Origin of the sequence: Mycolicibacter senuensis, assembly GCF_002101885.1 — a bacterium.
GTDB lineage: Bacteria > Actinomycetota > Actinomycetes > Mycobacteriales > Mycobacteriaceae > Mycobacterium > Mycobacterium senuense.
On sequence record NZ_LQPS01000039.1, the window covers coordinates 1 to 15,912 of the forward strand.

The following is a 15,912-nucleotide window of genomic DNA, read 5'->3' on the forward strand; positions in this document are numbered from 1 at the left end:
CTGGGGTACCGCGCGGCGGGGCGGCGGATGGCGGTGCAGCAGCGGCGGGGGCTCGCGGGGTGGTGGGGGCGGCGGCTGCCGCTCCCAGGACCGCCCCGGTCCGCCGGGTCTGCGATCGCCGTTCACCTGGCCAATCTACGCACTCAGGATCCGCGCCGCGGCTCGTGCCGTGGTGTGGCGTCTACACGAAAAAATCGCCCCCGAATGGGAGACAAACACCATTGGCGACGACCCGTGCGCGCCGCGACGATGGTTTTACCAACACAACAAACGTCGAGCCGACCCGGAGCGACGGCAGCCCGCCGACCATGGAAGGACCGCGAGCTGAAACGGATCGGCATCGAGCCCGGTGTGTCGATCCTTCCCGATTCCTGCTGGACCCGGAGATGATTCCGCCTCCGGTGGTGACGGCCGTTCCAGGCCGACCGTTACGGCAGTGAACTGATCCGAGATGGATGGAAGGAACACCCTGGTGCCCGACGAAAGCGCTGGCGAGCAACGCACCGAGTCGCGCGGCGCCGGCAAACTACGCATTCGCAAGCTGTATGACAGCGAGACGAAACTGTCCTGGGTTCTTGCCGGTCTGGCAGGCCTGCTGGGCGCTACGGCGTTCACCCATTCCGCCGGCTACTTCGTCACCTTCATGACCGGCAACGCGCAGCGCGCGGTGATGGGCTACTACGCCGAGGACGACTGGGCCGCGTCATCGCCCTGGCTCGCGCTCTCGGCGGCGTTGCTGCTGGTGGCGTTCGTGGCCGGCGTGGTCAGCGCGACGCTGTGCCGGCGCTACTTCTGGCCGACCCGACCGCATTCCACCACCGTATTGACCACCTTGGCGCTGGTACTCGCCACGCTGCTGGACGGCTTCCTGCTCGGCGGACCGGAGCTTCCGCTGCCGTTCTTCCCGATCATCTTGATGACGTTCGGCATCGGCGCGTTGAACGCGACCTTCATCGACAAGAAGGGCGAGGTGTCGATCCCGCTGAGTTATGTGACCGGCACCCTGGTGAAGATGGGCCAGGGCATCGCGCGGCATCTCCTCGGGGTAGACGAGATCACCGCCTGGCTGGGCTACTTTCTGCTGTTCGGGTCTTTCGTGCTCGGCGCCGGGATCGGTGGGGCTATCGGTATGGTCGCCGGCGGTACCTACATGCTGGCGATCGCCAGCCTGATCTGCGCGCTGACCACCGTATACACCTATTTTTACGCCGACCGTCGTCAGCTGTTCCAATGAGTCGCACCCCAACCCGGACCCCACGTTTTCTCAGGTGGCGTTAGCGGTATTCCCATCAACTTGTTATGTTGAACGCGTCAGTTCGGCCACTGTCGCGGAAAGAGGTCTACCCCAGGATGACTCGCGTGCCCAGGTCGAAGCGGACTCCTCGTGTCGTCGCCCTGAGTACGGCAGTGGGGGCGGTGCTGGCATTCGGGGCGACACCGTTGGCCGCGGCACCGGTGGCCGCCGCCGAGGGGTTCGACGACGTGTTCGACCTCGCGTTGGCGCCGTTCGTCGACGCGACCACCGGCGGCACGGACTGGACCGCGGTGTTCAACCCGGCGTCCTGGGAGGCGTTCCTCGGGCAGGCGAACTGGGACGACTTGCTGCCCGGCGCGGCAGCGGCGGAGCCGAGCCTGTTCGCCCCGGACCTCACGGCGTTGCTGCACAACTGGTTTTACACCCCGCTGTACACCGGTATCGACGACTTGGTCAGCAGCTCCTGGATGGCGCCGGTCGTCGACGGGCTGAACCAGTTCAGCGGGGCGCTGGGGCTGGGCCTGATGATCGGCGACGGTACGGCCGGCACCGCGGAGTCCGCCGCCGGTGGCGCGGGGGGCTGGTTGTTCGGTGACGGCGGGGCCGGCTGGGACAACACCGCGGTCGACGGCGTCGGTGGGGCTGGTGGCGCGGCCGGGTTCTTCGGCAACGGTGGCGCCGGTGGCGCCGGTGGTGAGGGTGGCGCCGGTGGTGTCGGCGGGGCCGGCGGCTGGTACATGGGTGTCGGTGGCGCCGGCGGCTCCGGTGGCGACGGACTGGTGGGCGGTGCCGGTGGCGACGGTGGTTTAGGCCGAGGGTGGGCGCTGGGCGTCGGCGGTAGCGGTGGCGACGGCGGTGACGGCACCCATCTCGGCGGCAACGGTGGCGACGGTGGCAACGGCTCGATCTGGTTCGGCGGCGGCGGCGACGGCGGGAACGCCGGCACCGGGGTCTACCACGGTCCGGGCGACCTGCCCGGCCTGGGCGGGGCCGGCGGCGTGGCCGGCGCGCTGGGCACCCACGGCGCGGTCGGCAACTTCGGCACGCTGGACGGCGCCCCGGAGCGAGGCCCGGCCGAACTCGGCACCGCCGGCAAGTGGATCGTCGACCACGACGGCCGGGTGGTCATCCTGCAGGGTGTCAACCAGGTGTACAAGTCGCCGCCGTTCTCGCCCGGCGGCGACGGCTTCGGCGACGACGATGCGGCGTTCCTGGCCGCCAACGGCTTCACCGCGGTGCGCCTGGGCGTGTACTGGCAACAGATCGAGCCGGAGCCCGGGCAGTACGACCTCGAGTACCTGGCGTCGGTCAAGGAGACCGTCGAGACGCTCAAGGCGCACGGCATCGTCAGCATCATCGACATGCACCAGGACCTCTACAGCATGCCGGTCGGTGGCCACGGCGCGCCGGACTGGGCGACGATATTCAACCCCGCCGACAACGACACCAGTCACCCGTTCCCGTTCGCCTACGCGCTCAACCCGGCGCAGAATCAGGCCTGGGATGCCTTCTGGGCCAACGAGAAGGTGGGCGGGGCCGGGCTGCTGAACCAGTACGCGCGGATGTGGCAGGTCACCGCCGACTACCTGGGCGGTACCCCGGGCGTCGCCGGCTACGAGATCATGAACGAGCCGTGGCCGGGCACCCCGTGGCTGGGCAGCTTCCTCGGCAACGCGCACTTCGACCGCGAGACGCTGACCCCCTTCTACGACCAGATGACCTCGGCGATCCGGTCGGTCGACCCGAACACCACGGTGTACTACGAGCCGAATGTGCTGTTCGGCAACGCCACCCCGGTGACCCACGTCGGCCCCGTCGACGACGACAACACCGTGTTCGCATTCCACGACTACTGCATCTTCGACGCCCTGGGCGGTGGCAGCGCATTCGGTTGCTCCCTGTGGGACGGGATGATGATGAGCGGCGCCCAGCACTACATCGACCGCTACGACGTCCCGGGAATGGTCACCGAGTTCGGCGCGACCCGCAATCTCGACACCATCGCCAGCCAGCTGAACTCGATCGACCCGCACAAGTTCGGGTGGCTCTACTGGGGCTACACCAACGAGGCGGGGTCGCTGGTGCATGACACCAACCTGCCGCCGGCCGGCGACAACGTCGACGAGGCCGTGGTGGCGACGCTGGCTCAGCCCTACCCGCAGGTGATCGCCGGCATTCCGAACAGCTGGTCGTTCGAAGGCGGGGTCTTCTCGTTCAGCTACTCCACGGCGATGGCCGACGGCTCGGGCAGCTTCGCCGCCGGGTCGGAGACTCAGATCTCGATCCCGACCCTCCAGTTCCCGAACGGCTACCAGGTCAGCGTGACCGGCGGCGAGGTCGTTTCGGCGAACAACGCCCCGGTGCTGGTGATCGAATCCGGCGCCGGCGCCGGCTCCATCACCGTCACGGTCAGCCCCGCCGCATCCGGGTAGCGGGATATCAGCGCAGCCAACCCAACTGGTCGGCGAACAGCGAGTACCCGACGAAGGCGACGGTGTCGATCAGGCCGTGGGCCAGCACCAGCGGCCACAGCCGGCCGGTGCGCTGCCAGGCGTAGCCGAACACCAGGCCCATCGCGATGTTGCCCAGGCCCGCGCCGAACCCCTGGTAGAGGTGGTAGGCGCCGCGCAGTAGCGCCGAACCGGCCAGCGCCACCGCCGGGGACACCCGCAGCTGCCGCAGCCGGGTCAGCAGGTAGCCGACGACGATCACCTCTTCGGCGAAGCCGTTGGCGAAGGCGATCACGATCAGCATCGGGGCGCGCCACCAGGTGTCGTCGACCGCCGCGGGGATGACGTCGGCGTTGAGGCCCAGGGTCCGGGCCAGCAGATACAGGCCCAGTCCGGGCAGTCCGATCAGGGCGGCCAGGCCGAGGCCGCCGGCCAGGTCCCTGCGGCGGGGCAACCGGTCCAGCCCGATCCGGCCGGGTGGAAAGCCGCTGCGCCACAGCAGGTACAGCGCCAGGGCGCCCCAGGCGAACAATTGCGCGGCCCAGGCCGCGTTGAGGCCCAGGTCGATGAAGTCGAAGTAGGACCGGCGCGGGTTCAGCGGGATCCGCTGGGCGCTGAGATCACGCAGCACCGCGTCGGCGAGTTGCAGGATCGCGGTGACGGCGCTGAGCCCGAAGGTGACCGCCAGCACCAAGACGATCTCCAGGCGCAGTGCGCGCCGCTGGTCCGCCGGATCGGTCACCTCGACACGGTATAACCCCTACCGCGACTGACGACGGGGCTGCAGCCCGTTGAGGAACGGGCAGCCCATCAGTGCGCGCACCGCGCGGTTCAGGCTAAGCACGTCCTCGACCGGCCGCGGAAAACTGAGGCGCACGTCGTGGTCACCATCGGCGGCCTCGACCCGCAGCCACATCCCGTAGCGGTCCACCGCGAGGGGGCGGGGCCGGCCGCGGCGCAACTGCGGCGGCAGCTTGGTGGTGGCCAGCCGGGCGATCAGTTCGGGGTGCGCCGAATCCAGGTGTTGCAGCCAGTGGGCCTCGATCGCGCAGAACGGGTCGGGGCGGGCCGCCAGCAGCTCTTCGACGGCGACCGACTCGGCCCCGGTCGTATCGGCCAGCACCGCCGAGTCGGGCGTGAGCCGCAGCAGCGAGTAGCTGACCTCCGTGGGGGCCGGGACCTCGGATGTCCTGGCTGCCGAACGCGGGGAGATCACCTGCAGCAGCGCCGGATTGGGGTTAACCGTAGCGATCTGGTCGAGCAGTGCGGGGATCTCGGCCTCGGGGACCGCCACCAGCCGGCCGCGGATCCACGCCAGCGCGCGGACCCGTTCGCGCAGCCGCAGCGGTGCGTGGTCGGTCAGCTCCAGCATCGCCGCGACCCCGGCGGTGGCCGCCTCGGCGACCGGATCGCCGACCGGGACCGCGACCACCACGGACCCGTCCGGCAACAGGTGGCACACCGGTGCGTTGACCGGCGCGGCGTCGGCGGAGTCGGCGATCGCCAGCAGTGCCTGGCCACGGACACAGGCGCTGCGGATCCGCTCCGCGGACGTCGGGACGGTTACCGCTGTGGTGGTGGCCATCGATCACCCTTTCAGTAAGTGAGGTAAGCCTAACTTAATTAACGACCGGGTCCGGCGCAACCGTTCGGTGGAATCCGGTCCCCCGCGCCGCGCCAGGGCGGCCTCCTCGACCCGCCGCGGCCGATAGGGTTGAGCGGTGACCCGCATCAGCTATCTCGGCCCGGCGGGGACCTTCACCGAAGCGGCGCTGCTCGCGTTGACCGGCGCCGGCCTGGTTCCCGGCTGTGGCCATGAAGACCATCGCGCCGTGCCGGCCGAGACCACGCCGGCCGCGCTGGAGGCGGTGCGTACCGGCGCCACCGAGTACGCCTGCGTGCCGATCGAGAACTCGATCGAGGGCGGTGTGACGCCCACCCTGGACGGCCTCGCGACCGGTTCGCCGCTGCAGATCTTCGCCGAAACCACCCTCGATGTCGCGTTCTCGATCGTGGTTGCGCCGGGGCGGTCGCCCGCCGACATCCGCACCGTGGCCGCCCACCCGGTGGCCGGCCCCCAGGTGCGACGGTGGCTGGCCGAGCATCTGCCGCAGGCCCAGGTGGTGCCGGCGAACTCCAACGCCGCTGCCGCGCAGCAGGTCTGCGACGGCGAAGCGGATGCCGGGGTGAGCACCGCGCTGGCTGCGCAGCAGCGCGGGTTGATCGCGCTGGCCGACGGCGTCATCGACGAGCCCAACGCGCGGACCCGCTTCGTGCTGGTGGGCACGCCCGCGCCGCCGCCGCGGCGCACCGGCGCCGACCGGACGTCGGTGGTGCTGCGGCTGGACAACGCGCCGGGCGCGCTGGCTGCCGCGCTGACCGAATTCGGCAGCCGCGGAATCGATCTGACCCGGATCGAATCCCGCCCGACCCGCACCGAGCTGGGTACCTATCTGTTCTTCCTGGACTGTGTGGGGCACATCGAGGACGGCGCCGTCGCCGCGGCGCTCAACGCGCTGCGCGGCAGCTGCGCCGATGTGCGGTACCTGGGCTCCTGGCCCGCCCGGCCGGAGGCGGCGACATGACCGGCCGGCTGGTGCTGCTGCGGCACGGTCAGTCCTACGGCAACGTCGACCGTCGGCTCGACACCCGGCCGCCCGGGTCCGAACTGACATCGCTGGGCCGCGACCAGGCTCGGGCGTTCGCCGGGAACGGGCTGCACCGTCCGGCGTTGATCACCCATTCGGTGGCGCTGCGCGCTGCCCAGACCGCCGCGGAGATCAGTGGACCGTTCGGCGTGACCGCCCGCGCCATCGAAGGCATCCACGAGGTGCAGGCCGGTCATCTGGAGAACCGCAGCGACGACGACGCGATCGCCGAGTTCAACGCGATCTATCAGCGCTGGCACTGCGGCGAGACCGGGGTCGCGCTGCCCGGCGGCGAGACCGCCGAACAGGTGCTGGACCGTTATCTGCCGGTCGTGACCGAACTGCGGATGCGCTACCTCGACGACGATGCCTGGACCGGCGACATCGTCATGGTCAGCCATGGCGCAGCGATCCGGCTGGCGGCGGCCACCCTGGCGGGTGTGGACCGCAGCTTCGCGCTGGACCACCACCTCGACAACGCCGAGGCGGTCGTGCTGGCGCCGATCACCGACGGCCGGTGGAGCTGCGTGCAGTGGGGCTCGCTCACGCCGCCGTTCTATCCCGAGCCCAACGCGGACCCGGTCGGCGACGCGCTGCGCTCCGACACCGACCCGATGGGCTGAGCGGCGCCGTCGCTCAGATCGCGATCGCGTACGCCTGCGCGCAGCGGCAGCCGACGGCGTCGCAGTCGAGTGCGAACGAATGCGCCATCAACTCGCCGGGACAGCCGTCCTCGGTGCACTCGGCGGTGTGCAGTACGTGGTGGATGAGCGTGCCGTGGCAGTGCTCCAGCCCCGCCCGGCAGGCTCGGCAGTGGTCAACCATGGGTCGTTCATAGCACCGCATGCCGACAACATCGTTCCGCCGCGCCGCGACCGCGTTGCTCAACCCCAGCCGAGTTCGTGCAGCCGGTCGTCGTCGATGCCGAAGTGGTGGGCGATCTCGTGGATCACCGTGATCCGTACCTCCTCGACGACCTCGTCGTCGGAGCCGCACATCTCCAGCAGCGCGTCCCGGTAGATCGTGATGGTGTCCGGCAGCGACCCGGCGTAGCTGGAGTCCCGCTCGGTGAGCGCCACCCCTTCGTAGAGCCCGAGCAGGTCGGGTTCGTCGGGGTTGCGGCCCTCCACCAGGATGACGACGTTGTCGAAGGCGGCGGCCAGCTGGGCGGGGATCAGATCCAGCGCGTCGGAGACCAGTTCGTCGAACCGGCGCGGTTCCATCTGCACACTCACCGCGGCTGGCTACCGGCGGGCAATTGGTTGAGCCGCTCCGCGGGAATCGACGGCGGCGGCACCGGGGGCTGGCCGTTGATCAGCAGCTGCCCGCGGGCACTGTTGATCAGGGCCGCCCAGCCGCCGTTGCCCAGCGTGGCGCCGAGGCTGCATGCCACCTCGCGGCTGCCCGCCGACCAGCTGGGCAAGGAGATGGTGGCGTAGGTCAGCGTCAGCGTCGTGTCGCGCAACTGCACCGGCGCCAGGTACTCATCGGTGAGCCGCGTGCAGGTCTCCTTGATGAACGCGTCCTGCTCGGGCTCGGGAGGCAGGGCGTCGGGGAACCGCTCGGCCAGATTGACGGTGCCGGTCACCTCTTTGGTGTGGGGTGCGGCGCAGTCCACCGGAACGTCGTTGGGCTGGTTGGTGCCCGGGTCGATGCCCAGGCAGGTGCCCGGCGGCCAGATCTTGGACTGGTCGATGTCGGCGACCTTGCCGGTGAATGCGATCTGCTGGCCGCCCACGCCGGGAAGCTGCAGGCCACACAGCATTCGGCGCTCACCGTGGTGGCGCCAGGCCCGCTCGCCGGCCCACAGCATGCTGGCGACGAACTTGCTGTGCGGGTCGAACTTCGCGCCGAGGTAGCGGCGCACCGAGGACTCGCACTGCTCCTGGGTGATCTGCTCGATGCGGGCGGTGGACGGCGGCGGAGCATCCGGGCCGTACTCGGCGCCGGGAAACATCTTCATGTCCACCGGCCCGGCGACCTCGAACTTGTGCTCGTCGGCGCAGCTGACCACCGTCGCGCCGTCCAGGTCGTTCTCCGGCCAGTTCAGGCAGTCTCCGGCGACCGCGCGGTCGATCGCGTCGTTGCCCTTGCCGATACCGATCCCCAGTCCGGGCCCGGGGCCCTTGCCGCCCGCACCGGATGGCGGCTCGGCGCCCAGGTGGCCGAGCAGCCCGCCGGGCCCCTCGCCCAGCACCGGAACCACGGTGACCAGTCCCGCGATCAGCAGCCCGCCCAGCGCGGTCAACAACAGGGCGCGGCGGGTCGCGGCCGCCTGCAGCGTGCGCAGCCAAGACACCCGCTTGGCGGGTGGATTCTCCGGGTCGGCTGCCTTCGACATCCGGTCCATTCTGACAGGCAGGCACCAGCGCGTGACAAATGATGCGAAAGTGATGCCGCGGGCCGGGCCGGCCCTGGTTGTAGGGTTGCGCCGTGATCGACCTGACCCTGCTGCGTGAAGACCCCGACCGTGTCCGCCGCTCCCAGCTGGGCCGTGGCGAGGATCCGGCCCTGGTGGATGCCCTGCTGGCCGCCGACACCGCACGGCGCACCGCGATCTCGGCGGCCGACACCATGCGCGCCGAACAGAAGGCGGCCAGCCGGTCGGTCGGCGCGGCGTCGCCCGAGGAGCGTCCCGTGCTGCTGGCCCGGGCCAAGGAGCTGGCCGAGCAGGTCAAGGCCGCCGAAGCCGCCCAGGCCGAGGCGGCGGCGACATTCACCGGAGCCCACCTGGCGATACCCAACGTCGTCATCGACGGGGTGCCGGCCGGCGGGGTGGACGACTACACGGTGCTCGACGTGGTCGGGGAGGCGCCGGCGATCGAGACCCCGCGGGACCACCTGGAACTCGGCGAGTCGCTGGGCTTGATCGACATGGGCCGCGGCGCCAAGGTCTCCGGCTCGCGCTTCTACTTCCTGACCGGCGCCGGGGCGCTGCTGCAGCTGGGCCTGCTGCAGTTGGCGTTGCGGCTGGCGGTCGACAACGGGTTCACGCCGATGATCACCCCCGCGCTGGTGCGACCCGAGATCATGTCGGGCACCGGGTTTCTCGGTGCGCACGCCGACGAGGTCTACCGGCTCGAGGCCGACGATCTGTATCTGGTCGGTACCTCCGAGGTGCCGCTGGCCGGCTACCACGCCGACGAGATCCTGGACCTGTCCGGGGGGCCGCTGCGCTACGCGGGGTGGTCGTCGTGTTTCCGCCGGGAGGCCGGCAGCTACGGCAAGGATGTCCGCGGCATCATCCGGGTGCACCAGTTCGACAAGGTGGAGGCGTTCGTCTACTGCCGGCCTGCCGAGGCCGAGGCCGAACATGATCGGCTGCTCGGCTGGCAGCGCGAGATGCTGGCCCGCATCGAGGTGCCCTACCGGGTGATCGACGTCGCCGCCGGCGACCTCGGCTCGTCGGCCGCGCGCAAGTTCGACTGCGAGGCCTGGGTGCCGTCGCAGGGCACCTACCGGGAGCTGACCTCGACGTCGAACTGCACCACCTTCCAGGCGCGCCGGCTGGCCACCCGCTACCGCGACGACAACGGCAAGCCGCAGACGGCCGCGACGTTGAACGGCACGCTGGCCACCACCCGGTGGCTGGTGGCGATCCTGGAGAACCACCAGCAGCCCGACGGCAGCGTGCGGGTGCCGGCGGCGCTGGTGCCCTATGTCGGCACCGAGGTGCTCGAGCCGGCGCGCTAGCGACGTTCGGTTCAGCCGGTGAACAGCCGGCGCGAGCAGTCCAGCAGCATCCGGTGCAGCTCGTCGTTGGCGACTTCGGCGACGGTGGGGTCGGCGGCCGCCCCGAGGATGCCGGGAACCAGCATGGCGATAGCGATGAGGGTCGCCGGGTCGGGCTCCGGTCCGGCCAGGATTGCCTGCAGGCGTCGGGAGGCATCCCGGAATTCCGCGATGGCCTCGACCACACCCACCACGGCCGGGTCGGTGTGGGCCAGGGCGGTGGTGCGGCGGTGCCGGACGGCCAACTCGATGAGGCCGCTGATGGTGGCCTCCCGCTGCACCTCCCGGGACTGGATCGCCTCGGCGATATTGACGACCCGGGCGATGTCGTCGAACACCGGACGGAAGACGGCGACGACGATGTCGTCCTTGGAGTGGAACTGGTAGTACACCGCCGACTTGTTGACGCCCAGTCGGTCGGCGATCATCTGCAGGGTCGTGCCGCTGACTCCGTGTTCGGCGAACAGCGCCTGCGCCGCGTCGAGCACCCGGTCTCGCGCGAAACCGCGCGGAGCCAACGTCTTCGCCACCGCGTACCTCCCGGCTACCCAGAGTGAGCCACACCGGCCAATTGAACTAACTGATCGCTTGATTCTACTTTACTGTTCGTATAACTTCACCTAGGTCATACGCAACCGCAGTTTCGGGGGAAGGGAGCGTCGCCGATGCTGAAACCACACGCCCACGAGCCGGCGGAGCCCGCCCCATGCAAGCACTGAAGCGCGGTTGGCTGCCACTGCTGATCGTGGTCGTGCTGGTGCTCGGCACGTTGACCGTGCTGCGACTGCGGACCTTCTTCGGGGGTGAGAATCCCACCCTCATCAGCACCAAGGTCGACGACACCAAGCCCTACAACCCGAAAGTCGTCACCTACGAGGTTTTCGGTGAGCCCGGTGCGACCGCCGACATCAGCTACCTCGATCTCGACAGCCGGCCACAGCGCGTCGACGACGCGGTGTTGCCGTGGGCGGTGACCTTGAGCACCACGTTGTCGGCGGTGTCGCCCAACCTGTATGCGCAGGGCAAAGGCTTCACGCTGGGGTGTCGCATCAGCATCGACGACGAACTCAAGGACGAACGGACCGCCACCGGCGCCAGCGCCATGACCTTCTGTCTGGTCAAAGCCGCATGAGCGCGCAGCCGAACCCGCATGCCGCCGAGCGCGGTCGGATCGCCAAATGGATTCGGCGCCTTGCCATCCCGATCATGCTCGGCTGGATCGGGATCATCGTCCTGGCGAACGTGACCGTTCCGCAGCTAGAGCAGGTCGCCGAGACGGCCGCCGTGCAGATGACGCCTGAGGAGGCGCCGTCGATGATCGCGGTCAAACGTCAGGGCCAACTCTTCGAGGAGTTCAGCTCCAACAGCTCGGTCATGCTGGTGCTCGAGGGCGACGAGCCGCTGGGCGCCGACGCCCACCACTACTACGACGCGGTCATCGAGAAGCTGAAGGCCGATACCACGCACGTCGAACACATTCAGGACTTCTGGGGCGACCGCCTGACCGCCGCGGGGGCGCAGAGCCCGGACGGCAAGTCCGCCTACGTGCAGATCTACACCGCCGGCAACCAGGGCGAGGCGTTGGCCAATGAGTCGGTCAAGGCCGTGCAGCAGGCCGTCGACAGCGTGACGGCGCCGCCGGGCGTCACCGCCTATGTGACCGGCGGCGCCGCGCTGGCGGCCGACCAGGACAAGGCCGGCACCCGCAGCATGCACGTCATCGAATCGCTGACGTTCGTGGTGATCATCACCATGATGCTGCTGGTCTACCGATCCATCACCACCGTGTTGCTGGCGCTGTCGATGGTGGTGACCGGGCTGATGTCCGCCCGCGGCATCGTCGCGCTGCTGGGTTACCACAACCTGATCGGGCTCTCGCCGTTCGCGACCAGCCTGTTGGTGACGTTGGCGATCGCGGCGGCCACCGACTACGCGATTTTCCTGATCGGCAGGTACCAGGAGGCCCGCAGCGCGGGCGAAGACCGGGAAGCCGCCTACTACACCATGTTTCGCAGCACCGCGCACGTGGTGCTCGGGTCGGGGATGACGATCGCGGGGGCCACCATGTGCCTGCACTTCACCCGGCTGCCGTACTTCCAGTCGTTGGGCATCCCACTGGGTATCGGCATGACGGTCGTCGTCGTCACCTCCCTGACGATGGGGGCGGCGGTCATCTCGGTGGCCGGGCGCTTCGGCACACTGCTGGAACCCAAGCGGGCCAGCCAGGGCCGGGGCTGGCGCAAAATCGGTGCGGCCGTGAGCCGTTGGCCGGGGCCGATCCTGATCGCCGCCACGGCGACCGCCATGATCGGCATCCTCGCCCTGCCCGGTTACGAGCCGGGTTACAACGACCGCGCCTACATGCCGGACGACCTGCCCGCCAACCAGGGCTTCCTGGCCTCCGACCGGCATTTCCCCTCGGCGCGGATGAACCCCGAGATGCTGATGATCGAAACCGACCACGACGTGCGCAACTCGGCGGACTTCTTGATCATCGAGCGTATCGCCAAGCGCGTCACCGCCGTGCCCGGCATCTCCCGGGTCATGTCCATCACCCGGCCGCAGGGCATTCCGATGGAGCACTCCACGTTCGGCTACCTGCTCGGCATGCAGTCGGTGAGCCAGGAGATGACGCGGAAGTTCAACGAGGACCGCACCGCCGAGATGCTGGCGCAGGCCGAGGACATGCAGGGCCAGATCGAGGTCATGACGAAGATGATCGAGCTGATGGAGCAGATGAACGCCACCATGGGCCGCATGGTCGGCAAGATGCACCTGATGGTCTCCGACATCGAGGAGCTGCGCGACGACATCGCCAATTTCGACGACTTCTTCCGGCCGATGCGCAGCTATTTCTACTGGGAACCGCACTGTTTCGACATCCCGGTCTGTTATGCGCTGCGGTCGGTCTTCGACGCCATGGACGGCGTCGACACCATGACCGACGCCTTCAAGGGGATCCTTCCCGACATGGATGCGATGGCCGCGCAACTGCCGCAGATGCTCACGTTGATGCCGCCGATGATCCAGATGATGAAGAACGCCAAGGCCATGATGCTGTCCACCTACGCCACCCAGAGCGCACTGGCCAAGCAGCAGGAGGAAGCCCAGGGGGATCCCGCCGCGATGGGGGAGGCCTTCGACAAGGCCCGCAACGACGACTCGTTCTACCTGCCGCCGGAGATCTTCGACAACGAAGAATTCCAGCGTGGCATGAAGATGTTCATACCGCCCAACGGTCACGGGGTGCGGTTCGTCATCACCCACGAGGGCGATCCGCTCAGCGCCGACGGGATCGAGCACATCGACGCGATCAAGCTCGCCGCCAAGGAGGCGATCAAGACCACCCCGTGGGAGGGCTCCAAGATCTACGTCGGCGGTACCGCCGCGATGTTCAAGGACATGCAGGAGGGCTCCAATTACGACCTGATGATCGCCGGAGTCGCAGCACTGTGCCTGATCTTCATCATCATGCTGATCATCACCCGTGCCGTGGTGGCCGCGCTGGTGATCGTGGGCACCGTGGTGGTCTCGCTGGCCGGTGCCTTCGGTATGTCGGTGTTGGTGTGGCAGCACATCATCGGGCTGCCGGTGCACTGGATGGTGTTGGCCATGGCGGTGATCATCCTGTTGGCCGTGGGCGCCGATTACAACCTGCTGCTGGTGTCCCGGCTGCGGGAGGAGCTGCACGCCGGGCTGCACACCGGCATGATCCGGGCCATGGGGGGCAGTGGGTCGGTGGTGACCGCCGCGGGACTGGTGTTCGCCTTCACCATGATGACGATGGCGGTGAGCGAACTCCGGGTGATCGGACAGGTCGGCACCACCATCGGAATGGGGCTGCTGCTCGACACTTTGATCATCCGCTCGTTCATGACGCCGGCGATCGCCACGCTGCTCGGCAAGTGGTTCTGGTGGCCGCAGGTGCCGCGGCTGCGGCCGCCGCCGTCACCGTGGCCCGCCCCGCTGCAACGTGATCCGGGTGAGGCGCTGGTGGGATCCGGCGGCGGGTCGCACCGGAGCTGGTGAGCGGCCTCAGGTCAACGGCGCCATGATCCGCCGTGCGGTGTCGAGCAGGATGCTGTGCAGCTGCTCGTCGTCGATATCCTCGAGTTCGGGATCGGCTGCGGTGGTGAAGGTTCCGGCCAGCAGCGTGGTGGTGATGATGCGGTCCTCCGCGGTCGGGGAGGGGCCTTGCAGGAGCGCCGCCGCCGCATCGTGGATCGCCATGAAGTCTTCGCGCGAGCGCACCGCGTATTCCACGGCGCGGTCGTAGAACAGGAAGGTGAGGCGGCGGTATCGCACCGCCAGTTCGACCACGCCGCTGACCGTCACGTCACGCTTGCCCTGCTGGGTCGGCATCGCCTCGGCGATCTTGATCACCCGCACGATGTCGTCGAACATCGGTTCCACCAGGGCCATCACGATGTCGTCGCGGGAGCGGAACTGGTAGTACACGGCTGGTTTGCTCACGCCCAGCCGGTCGGCGATCATCTGCAGCGAGGTGCCGCCCACGCTGTGCTCCATGAACAGGTCCAATGCCGCCTGCAGTACTCGCTCGCGCGCGGAACCGCGCGGCGCCACCGGCTTGGCCACGACATCCCTCCCGTCGTCGCGGCCAGCCTAGCGTGCGGGGTTTTCGGAAGCGGTCCTGCTACGCGGTTGCCGTGGCGTGGCGGCGCTGGCGTTCCATGGTCGCGAAGTAGAACGCGTAGGCGAACGCGCAACTGGTGAACAGGCTCGACACGAAGTACAGCCACGGGTGTCGCAGGCCCCGCCGGTAGCCGTCCACGACGGTGAACAGCGGCAGCAGAATGACGTTGATGATGGTGTAGTCCTGGCTGGCCGAGCCGGCAGCCGGGTTGGTGTACATCAGCTGGATGTACTGGGTCCAGCTGCCCGGCCCCCAGATCGGGTTGTGGTTGGGGCCGGCGGCGTACTCGTTGACGAAGCGGATGTTGAAGTACCAGCCCAGCCCGATCGAGGCGATGCCGATCACGTAGTACACCACTTCCATCGGCGAGAACTGTCCGCCCTGAGGGGGTTTCGCGAAGACCGCGCGGTTGGCTGTCACGATCCAGCCGACGGTCGCCAGGCCCAGCACTGCATGCACGAGGAGCGAGATCATGCGCTCAGTGTCACCACGGACCGCACGTTTTGTCAATATTGCCATTCTGGGGCCGCTGGGCGCTGCGGTACCTTTAGCCGCATGCCCCGAGTGCCGCAGACCGCGCGCAGCGAACGCACCCGCGAAGCGCTGCGCCAGGCCGCGCTGGTGCGGTTCCTGGCCCAGGGTGTCGAGGAGACCTCCGCCGAGCAGATCGCCGCCGACGCGGGCGTCTCGCTGCGCACGTTCTATCGGCACTTCACCTCCAAGCACGACCTGCTGTTCGCCGACTATGACGCCGGTCTGCAGTGGTTCCGCAGCGCCCTGGCGGACCGGCCGGCGGGCGAGCCGATGATCGACTCGGTGCAGGCCGCAATCTTCGCCTTCCCCTACGACGTTGAGGCGGTGACCCGCATCGCCGCGCTACGCGCCGAGGAGCTCGACCCCGAGCGGATCGTGCGGCACATCCGGCAGGTGGAGGCCGACTTCGCCGACGCGGTAGCCGAACGGTTGCGAGCCACGACATCCCACGACCGGTTGCGGGTCGCGGTGACGGCTCGCTGTATCGCCGCGGCGGTGTTCGCCGCGATGGAGGTCTGGATGCTCGACGAGGATCGCTCGCTGGCCGAGTTGGCCCGGATGTGCCGGACTGCACTGGATTCCCTGCCGAACCGCTAGTTACGTCAATATTGACAAAACTGCGCCCACCGTGTCAGCCTC

At 68.8% G+C, this 15,912-nt stretch carries 15 protein-coding genes and 1 pseudogene; 8 read left to right on the forward strand and 8 right to left on the reverse strand.

The window, feature by feature from the left end:
• Positions 1 to 472 precede the first annotated feature (472 nt).
• Together AWC24_RS12280 and AWC24_RS23350 are read left to right on the forward strand one after the other, a co-directional pair.
• Positions 473 to 1,234, forward strand: a complete 762-nt coding sequence (locus AWC24_RS12280; RefSeq protein ID WP_109560456.1) for a DUF1275 family protein — start codon at positions 473 to 475, stop codon at positions 1,232 to 1,234.
• Positions 1,235 to 1,359: 125 nt separating this feature from the next.
• Positions 1,360 to 3,687 (forward strand): cellulase family glycosylhydrolase, encoded by a 2,328-nt coding sequence (locus tag AWC24_RS23350; protein WP_133055721.1) that lies wholly within the window; start codon positions 1,360 to 1,362, stop codon positions 3,685 to 3,687.
• A 7-nt stretch (positions 3,688 to 3,694) separates the two neighbouring features.
• Here AWC24_RS23350 and AWC24_RS12290 read toward each other — a convergent pair whose 3' ends face one another.
• Positions 3,695 to 4,447 carry a CPBP family intramembrane glutamic endopeptidase gene (locus AWC24_RS12290; protein WP_085085283.1) on the reverse strand — a complete coding sequence of 251 codons (753 nt, stop codon included), beginning with the start codon at positions 4,445 to 4,447 and terminating at the stop codon, positions 3,695 to 3,697.
• Between the two features lie 18 nt (positions 4,448 to 4,465).
• Positions 4,466 to 5,290: a DUF2470 domain-containing protein gene (locus AWC24_RS12295; RefSeq protein WP_085085285.1), complete on the reverse strand. Its 825-nt coding sequence runs from the start codon at positions 5,288 to 5,290 to the stop codon at positions 4,466 to 4,468.
• A gap of 136 nt (positions 5,291 to 5,426) precedes the next feature.
• On the opposite strand from AWC24_RS12295, the pseudogene pheA reads away from it, so the two are divergent.
• A pseudogene (pheA, locus tag AWC24_RS12300) lies at positions 5,427 to 6,269 on the forward strand (prephenate dehydratase); the annotation flags it as partial.
• Positions 6,270 to 6,286: 17 nt separating this feature from the next.
• A complete protein-coding gene (locus AWC24_RS12305) occupies positions 6,287 to 6,976 on the forward strand; it encodes a histidine phosphatase family protein (protein ID WP_085085289.1) in 690 nt (229 codons plus the stop codon).
• 13 nt (positions 6,977 to 6,989) lie between these two features.
• Here the strand turns inward: AWC24_RS12305 and AWC24_RS12310 are convergent, their stop codons facing one another.
• From AWC24_RS12310 to AWC24_RS12320, 3 genes are read right to left on the reverse strand one after another with little or no spacing between them, the layout of a single operon-like run.
• On the reverse strand, positions 6,990 to 7,178 hold the full coding sequence (locus AWC24_RS12310; RefSeq protein WP_085085728.1) for a hypothetical protein: 189 nt from the start codon (positions 7,176 to 7,178) through the stop codon (positions 6,990 to 6,992).
• A gap of 59 nt (positions 7,179 to 7,237) precedes the next feature.
• Positions 7,238 to 7,576: a metallopeptidase family protein gene (locus tag AWC24_RS12315; protein ID WP_407663469.1), complete on the reverse strand. Its 339-nt coding sequence runs from the start codon at positions 7,574 to 7,576 to the stop codon at positions 7,238 to 7,240.
• A gap of 8 nt (positions 7,577 to 7,584) precedes the next feature.
• Complete coding sequence (locus AWC24_RS12320) at positions 7,585 to 8,694, reverse strand: septum formation family protein (protein WP_308494604.1); 1,110 nt, start codon at positions 8,692 to 8,694, stop codon at positions 7,585 to 7,587.
• Between the two features lie 92 nt (positions 8,695 to 8,786).
• Between AWC24_RS12320 and serS the strand changes: the two genes are divergently transcribed.
• On the forward strand, positions 8,787 to 10,046 hold the full coding sequence (gene serS, locus AWC24_RS12325; protein ID WP_085085295.1) for a serine--tRNA ligase: 1,260 nt from the start codon (positions 8,787 to 8,789) through the stop codon (positions 10,044 to 10,046).
• Positions 10,047 to 10,057: 11 nt separating this feature from the next.
• Here serS and AWC24_RS12330 read toward each other — a convergent pair whose 3' ends face one another.
• Positions 10,058 to 10,615, reverse strand: a complete 558-nt coding sequence (locus tag AWC24_RS12330; RefSeq protein WP_085085297.1) for a TetR/AcrR family transcriptional regulator — start codon at positions 10,613 to 10,615, stop codon at positions 10,058 to 10,060.
• Between the two features lie 176 nt (positions 10,616 to 10,791).
• On the opposite strand from AWC24_RS12330, the gene AWC24_RS12335 reads away from it, so the two are divergent.
• Both AWC24_RS12335 and AWC24_RS12340 read left to right on the forward strand, forming a co-directional pair.
• Positions 10,792 to 11,217: an MmpS family transport accessory protein gene (locus tag AWC24_RS12335; protein WP_085085299.1), complete on the forward strand. Its 426-nt coding sequence runs from the start codon at positions 10,792 to 10,794 to the stop codon at positions 11,215 to 11,217.
• On the forward strand, positions 11,214 to 14,114 hold the full coding sequence (locus AWC24_RS12340) for an MMPL/RND family transporter (protein ID WP_085085300.1): 2,901 nt from the start codon (positions 11,214 to 11,216) through the stop codon (positions 14,112 to 14,114). Before AWC24_RS12335 ends, AWC24_RS12340 begins: the two co-directional genes overlap by 4 nt.
• Before the next feature lie 6 nt (positions 14,115 to 14,120).
• On the opposite strand, the gene AWC24_RS12345 is transcribed toward AWC24_RS12340, so the two are convergent.
• Positions 14,121 to 14,681 carry a TetR/AcrR family transcriptional regulator gene (locus AWC24_RS12345; RefSeq protein WP_085085302.1) on the reverse strand — a complete coding sequence of 187 codons (561 nt, stop codon included), beginning with the start codon at positions 14,679 to 14,681 and terminating at the stop codon, positions 14,121 to 14,123.
• A 58-nt stretch (positions 14,682 to 14,739) separates the two neighbouring features.
• On the reverse strand, positions 14,740 to 15,213 hold the full coding sequence (locus AWC24_RS12350) for a DUF2834 domain-containing protein (RefSeq protein WP_085085304.1): 474 nt from the start codon (positions 15,211 to 15,213) through the stop codon (positions 14,740 to 14,742).
• 81 nt (positions 15,214 to 15,294) lie between these two features.
• Here AWC24_RS12350 and AWC24_RS12355 point away from each other — a divergent pair, with 81 nt between their 5' ends.
• The gene (locus tag AWC24_RS12355; protein WP_085085306.1) at positions 15,295 to 15,870 is read left to right on the forward strand and encodes a TetR/AcrR family transcriptional regulator; all 576 of its coding nucleotides are present in this window, start codon (positions 15,295 to 15,297) and stop codon (positions 15,868 to 15,870) included.
• Positions 15,871 to 15,912: the final 42 nt, after the last annotated feature.

Bases quoted from the DNA above. Each gene is read 5' to 3' on its own strand.
- AWC24_RS12340 (WP_085085300.1), top strand. From the start codon at position 11,214: ATGAGCGCGCAGCCGAACCCGCATGCCGCCGAGCGCGGTCGGATCGCC.
- AWC24_RS12350 (WP_085085304.1), bottom strand. From the start codon at position 15,213: ATGATCTCGCTCCTCGTGCATGCAGTGCTGGGCCTGGCGACCGTCGGC.
- AWC24_RS12310 (WP_085085728.1), bottom strand. From the start codon at position 7,178: ATGGTTGACCACTGCCGAGCCTGCCGGGCGGGGCTGGAGCACTGCCAC.
- AWC24_RS12335 (WP_085085299.1), top strand. From the start codon at position 10,792: ATGCAAGCACTGAAGCGCGGTTGGCTGCCACTGCTGATCGTGGTCGTG.
- AWC24_RS12320 (WP_308494604.1), bottom strand. From the start codon at position 8,694: ATGTCGAAGGCAGCCGACCCGGAGAATCCACCCGCCAAGCGGGTGTCT.
- AWC24_RS12315 (WP_407663469.1), bottom strand. From the start codon at position 7,576: ATGGAACCGCGCCGGTTCGACGAACTGGTCTCCGACGCGCTGGATCTG.
- AWC24_RS12295 (WP_085085285.1), bottom strand. From the start codon at position 5,290: ATGGCCACCACCACAGCGGTAACCGTCCCGACGTCCGCGGAGCGGATC.
- AWC24_RS12355 (WP_085085306.1), top strand. From the start codon at position 15,295: ATGCCCCGAGTGCCGCAGACCGCGCGCAGCGAACGCACCCGCGAAGCG.
- AWC24_RS12305 (WP_085085289.1), top strand. From the start codon at position 6,287: ATGACCGGCCGGCTGGTGCTGCTGCGGCACGGTCAGTCCTACGGCAAC.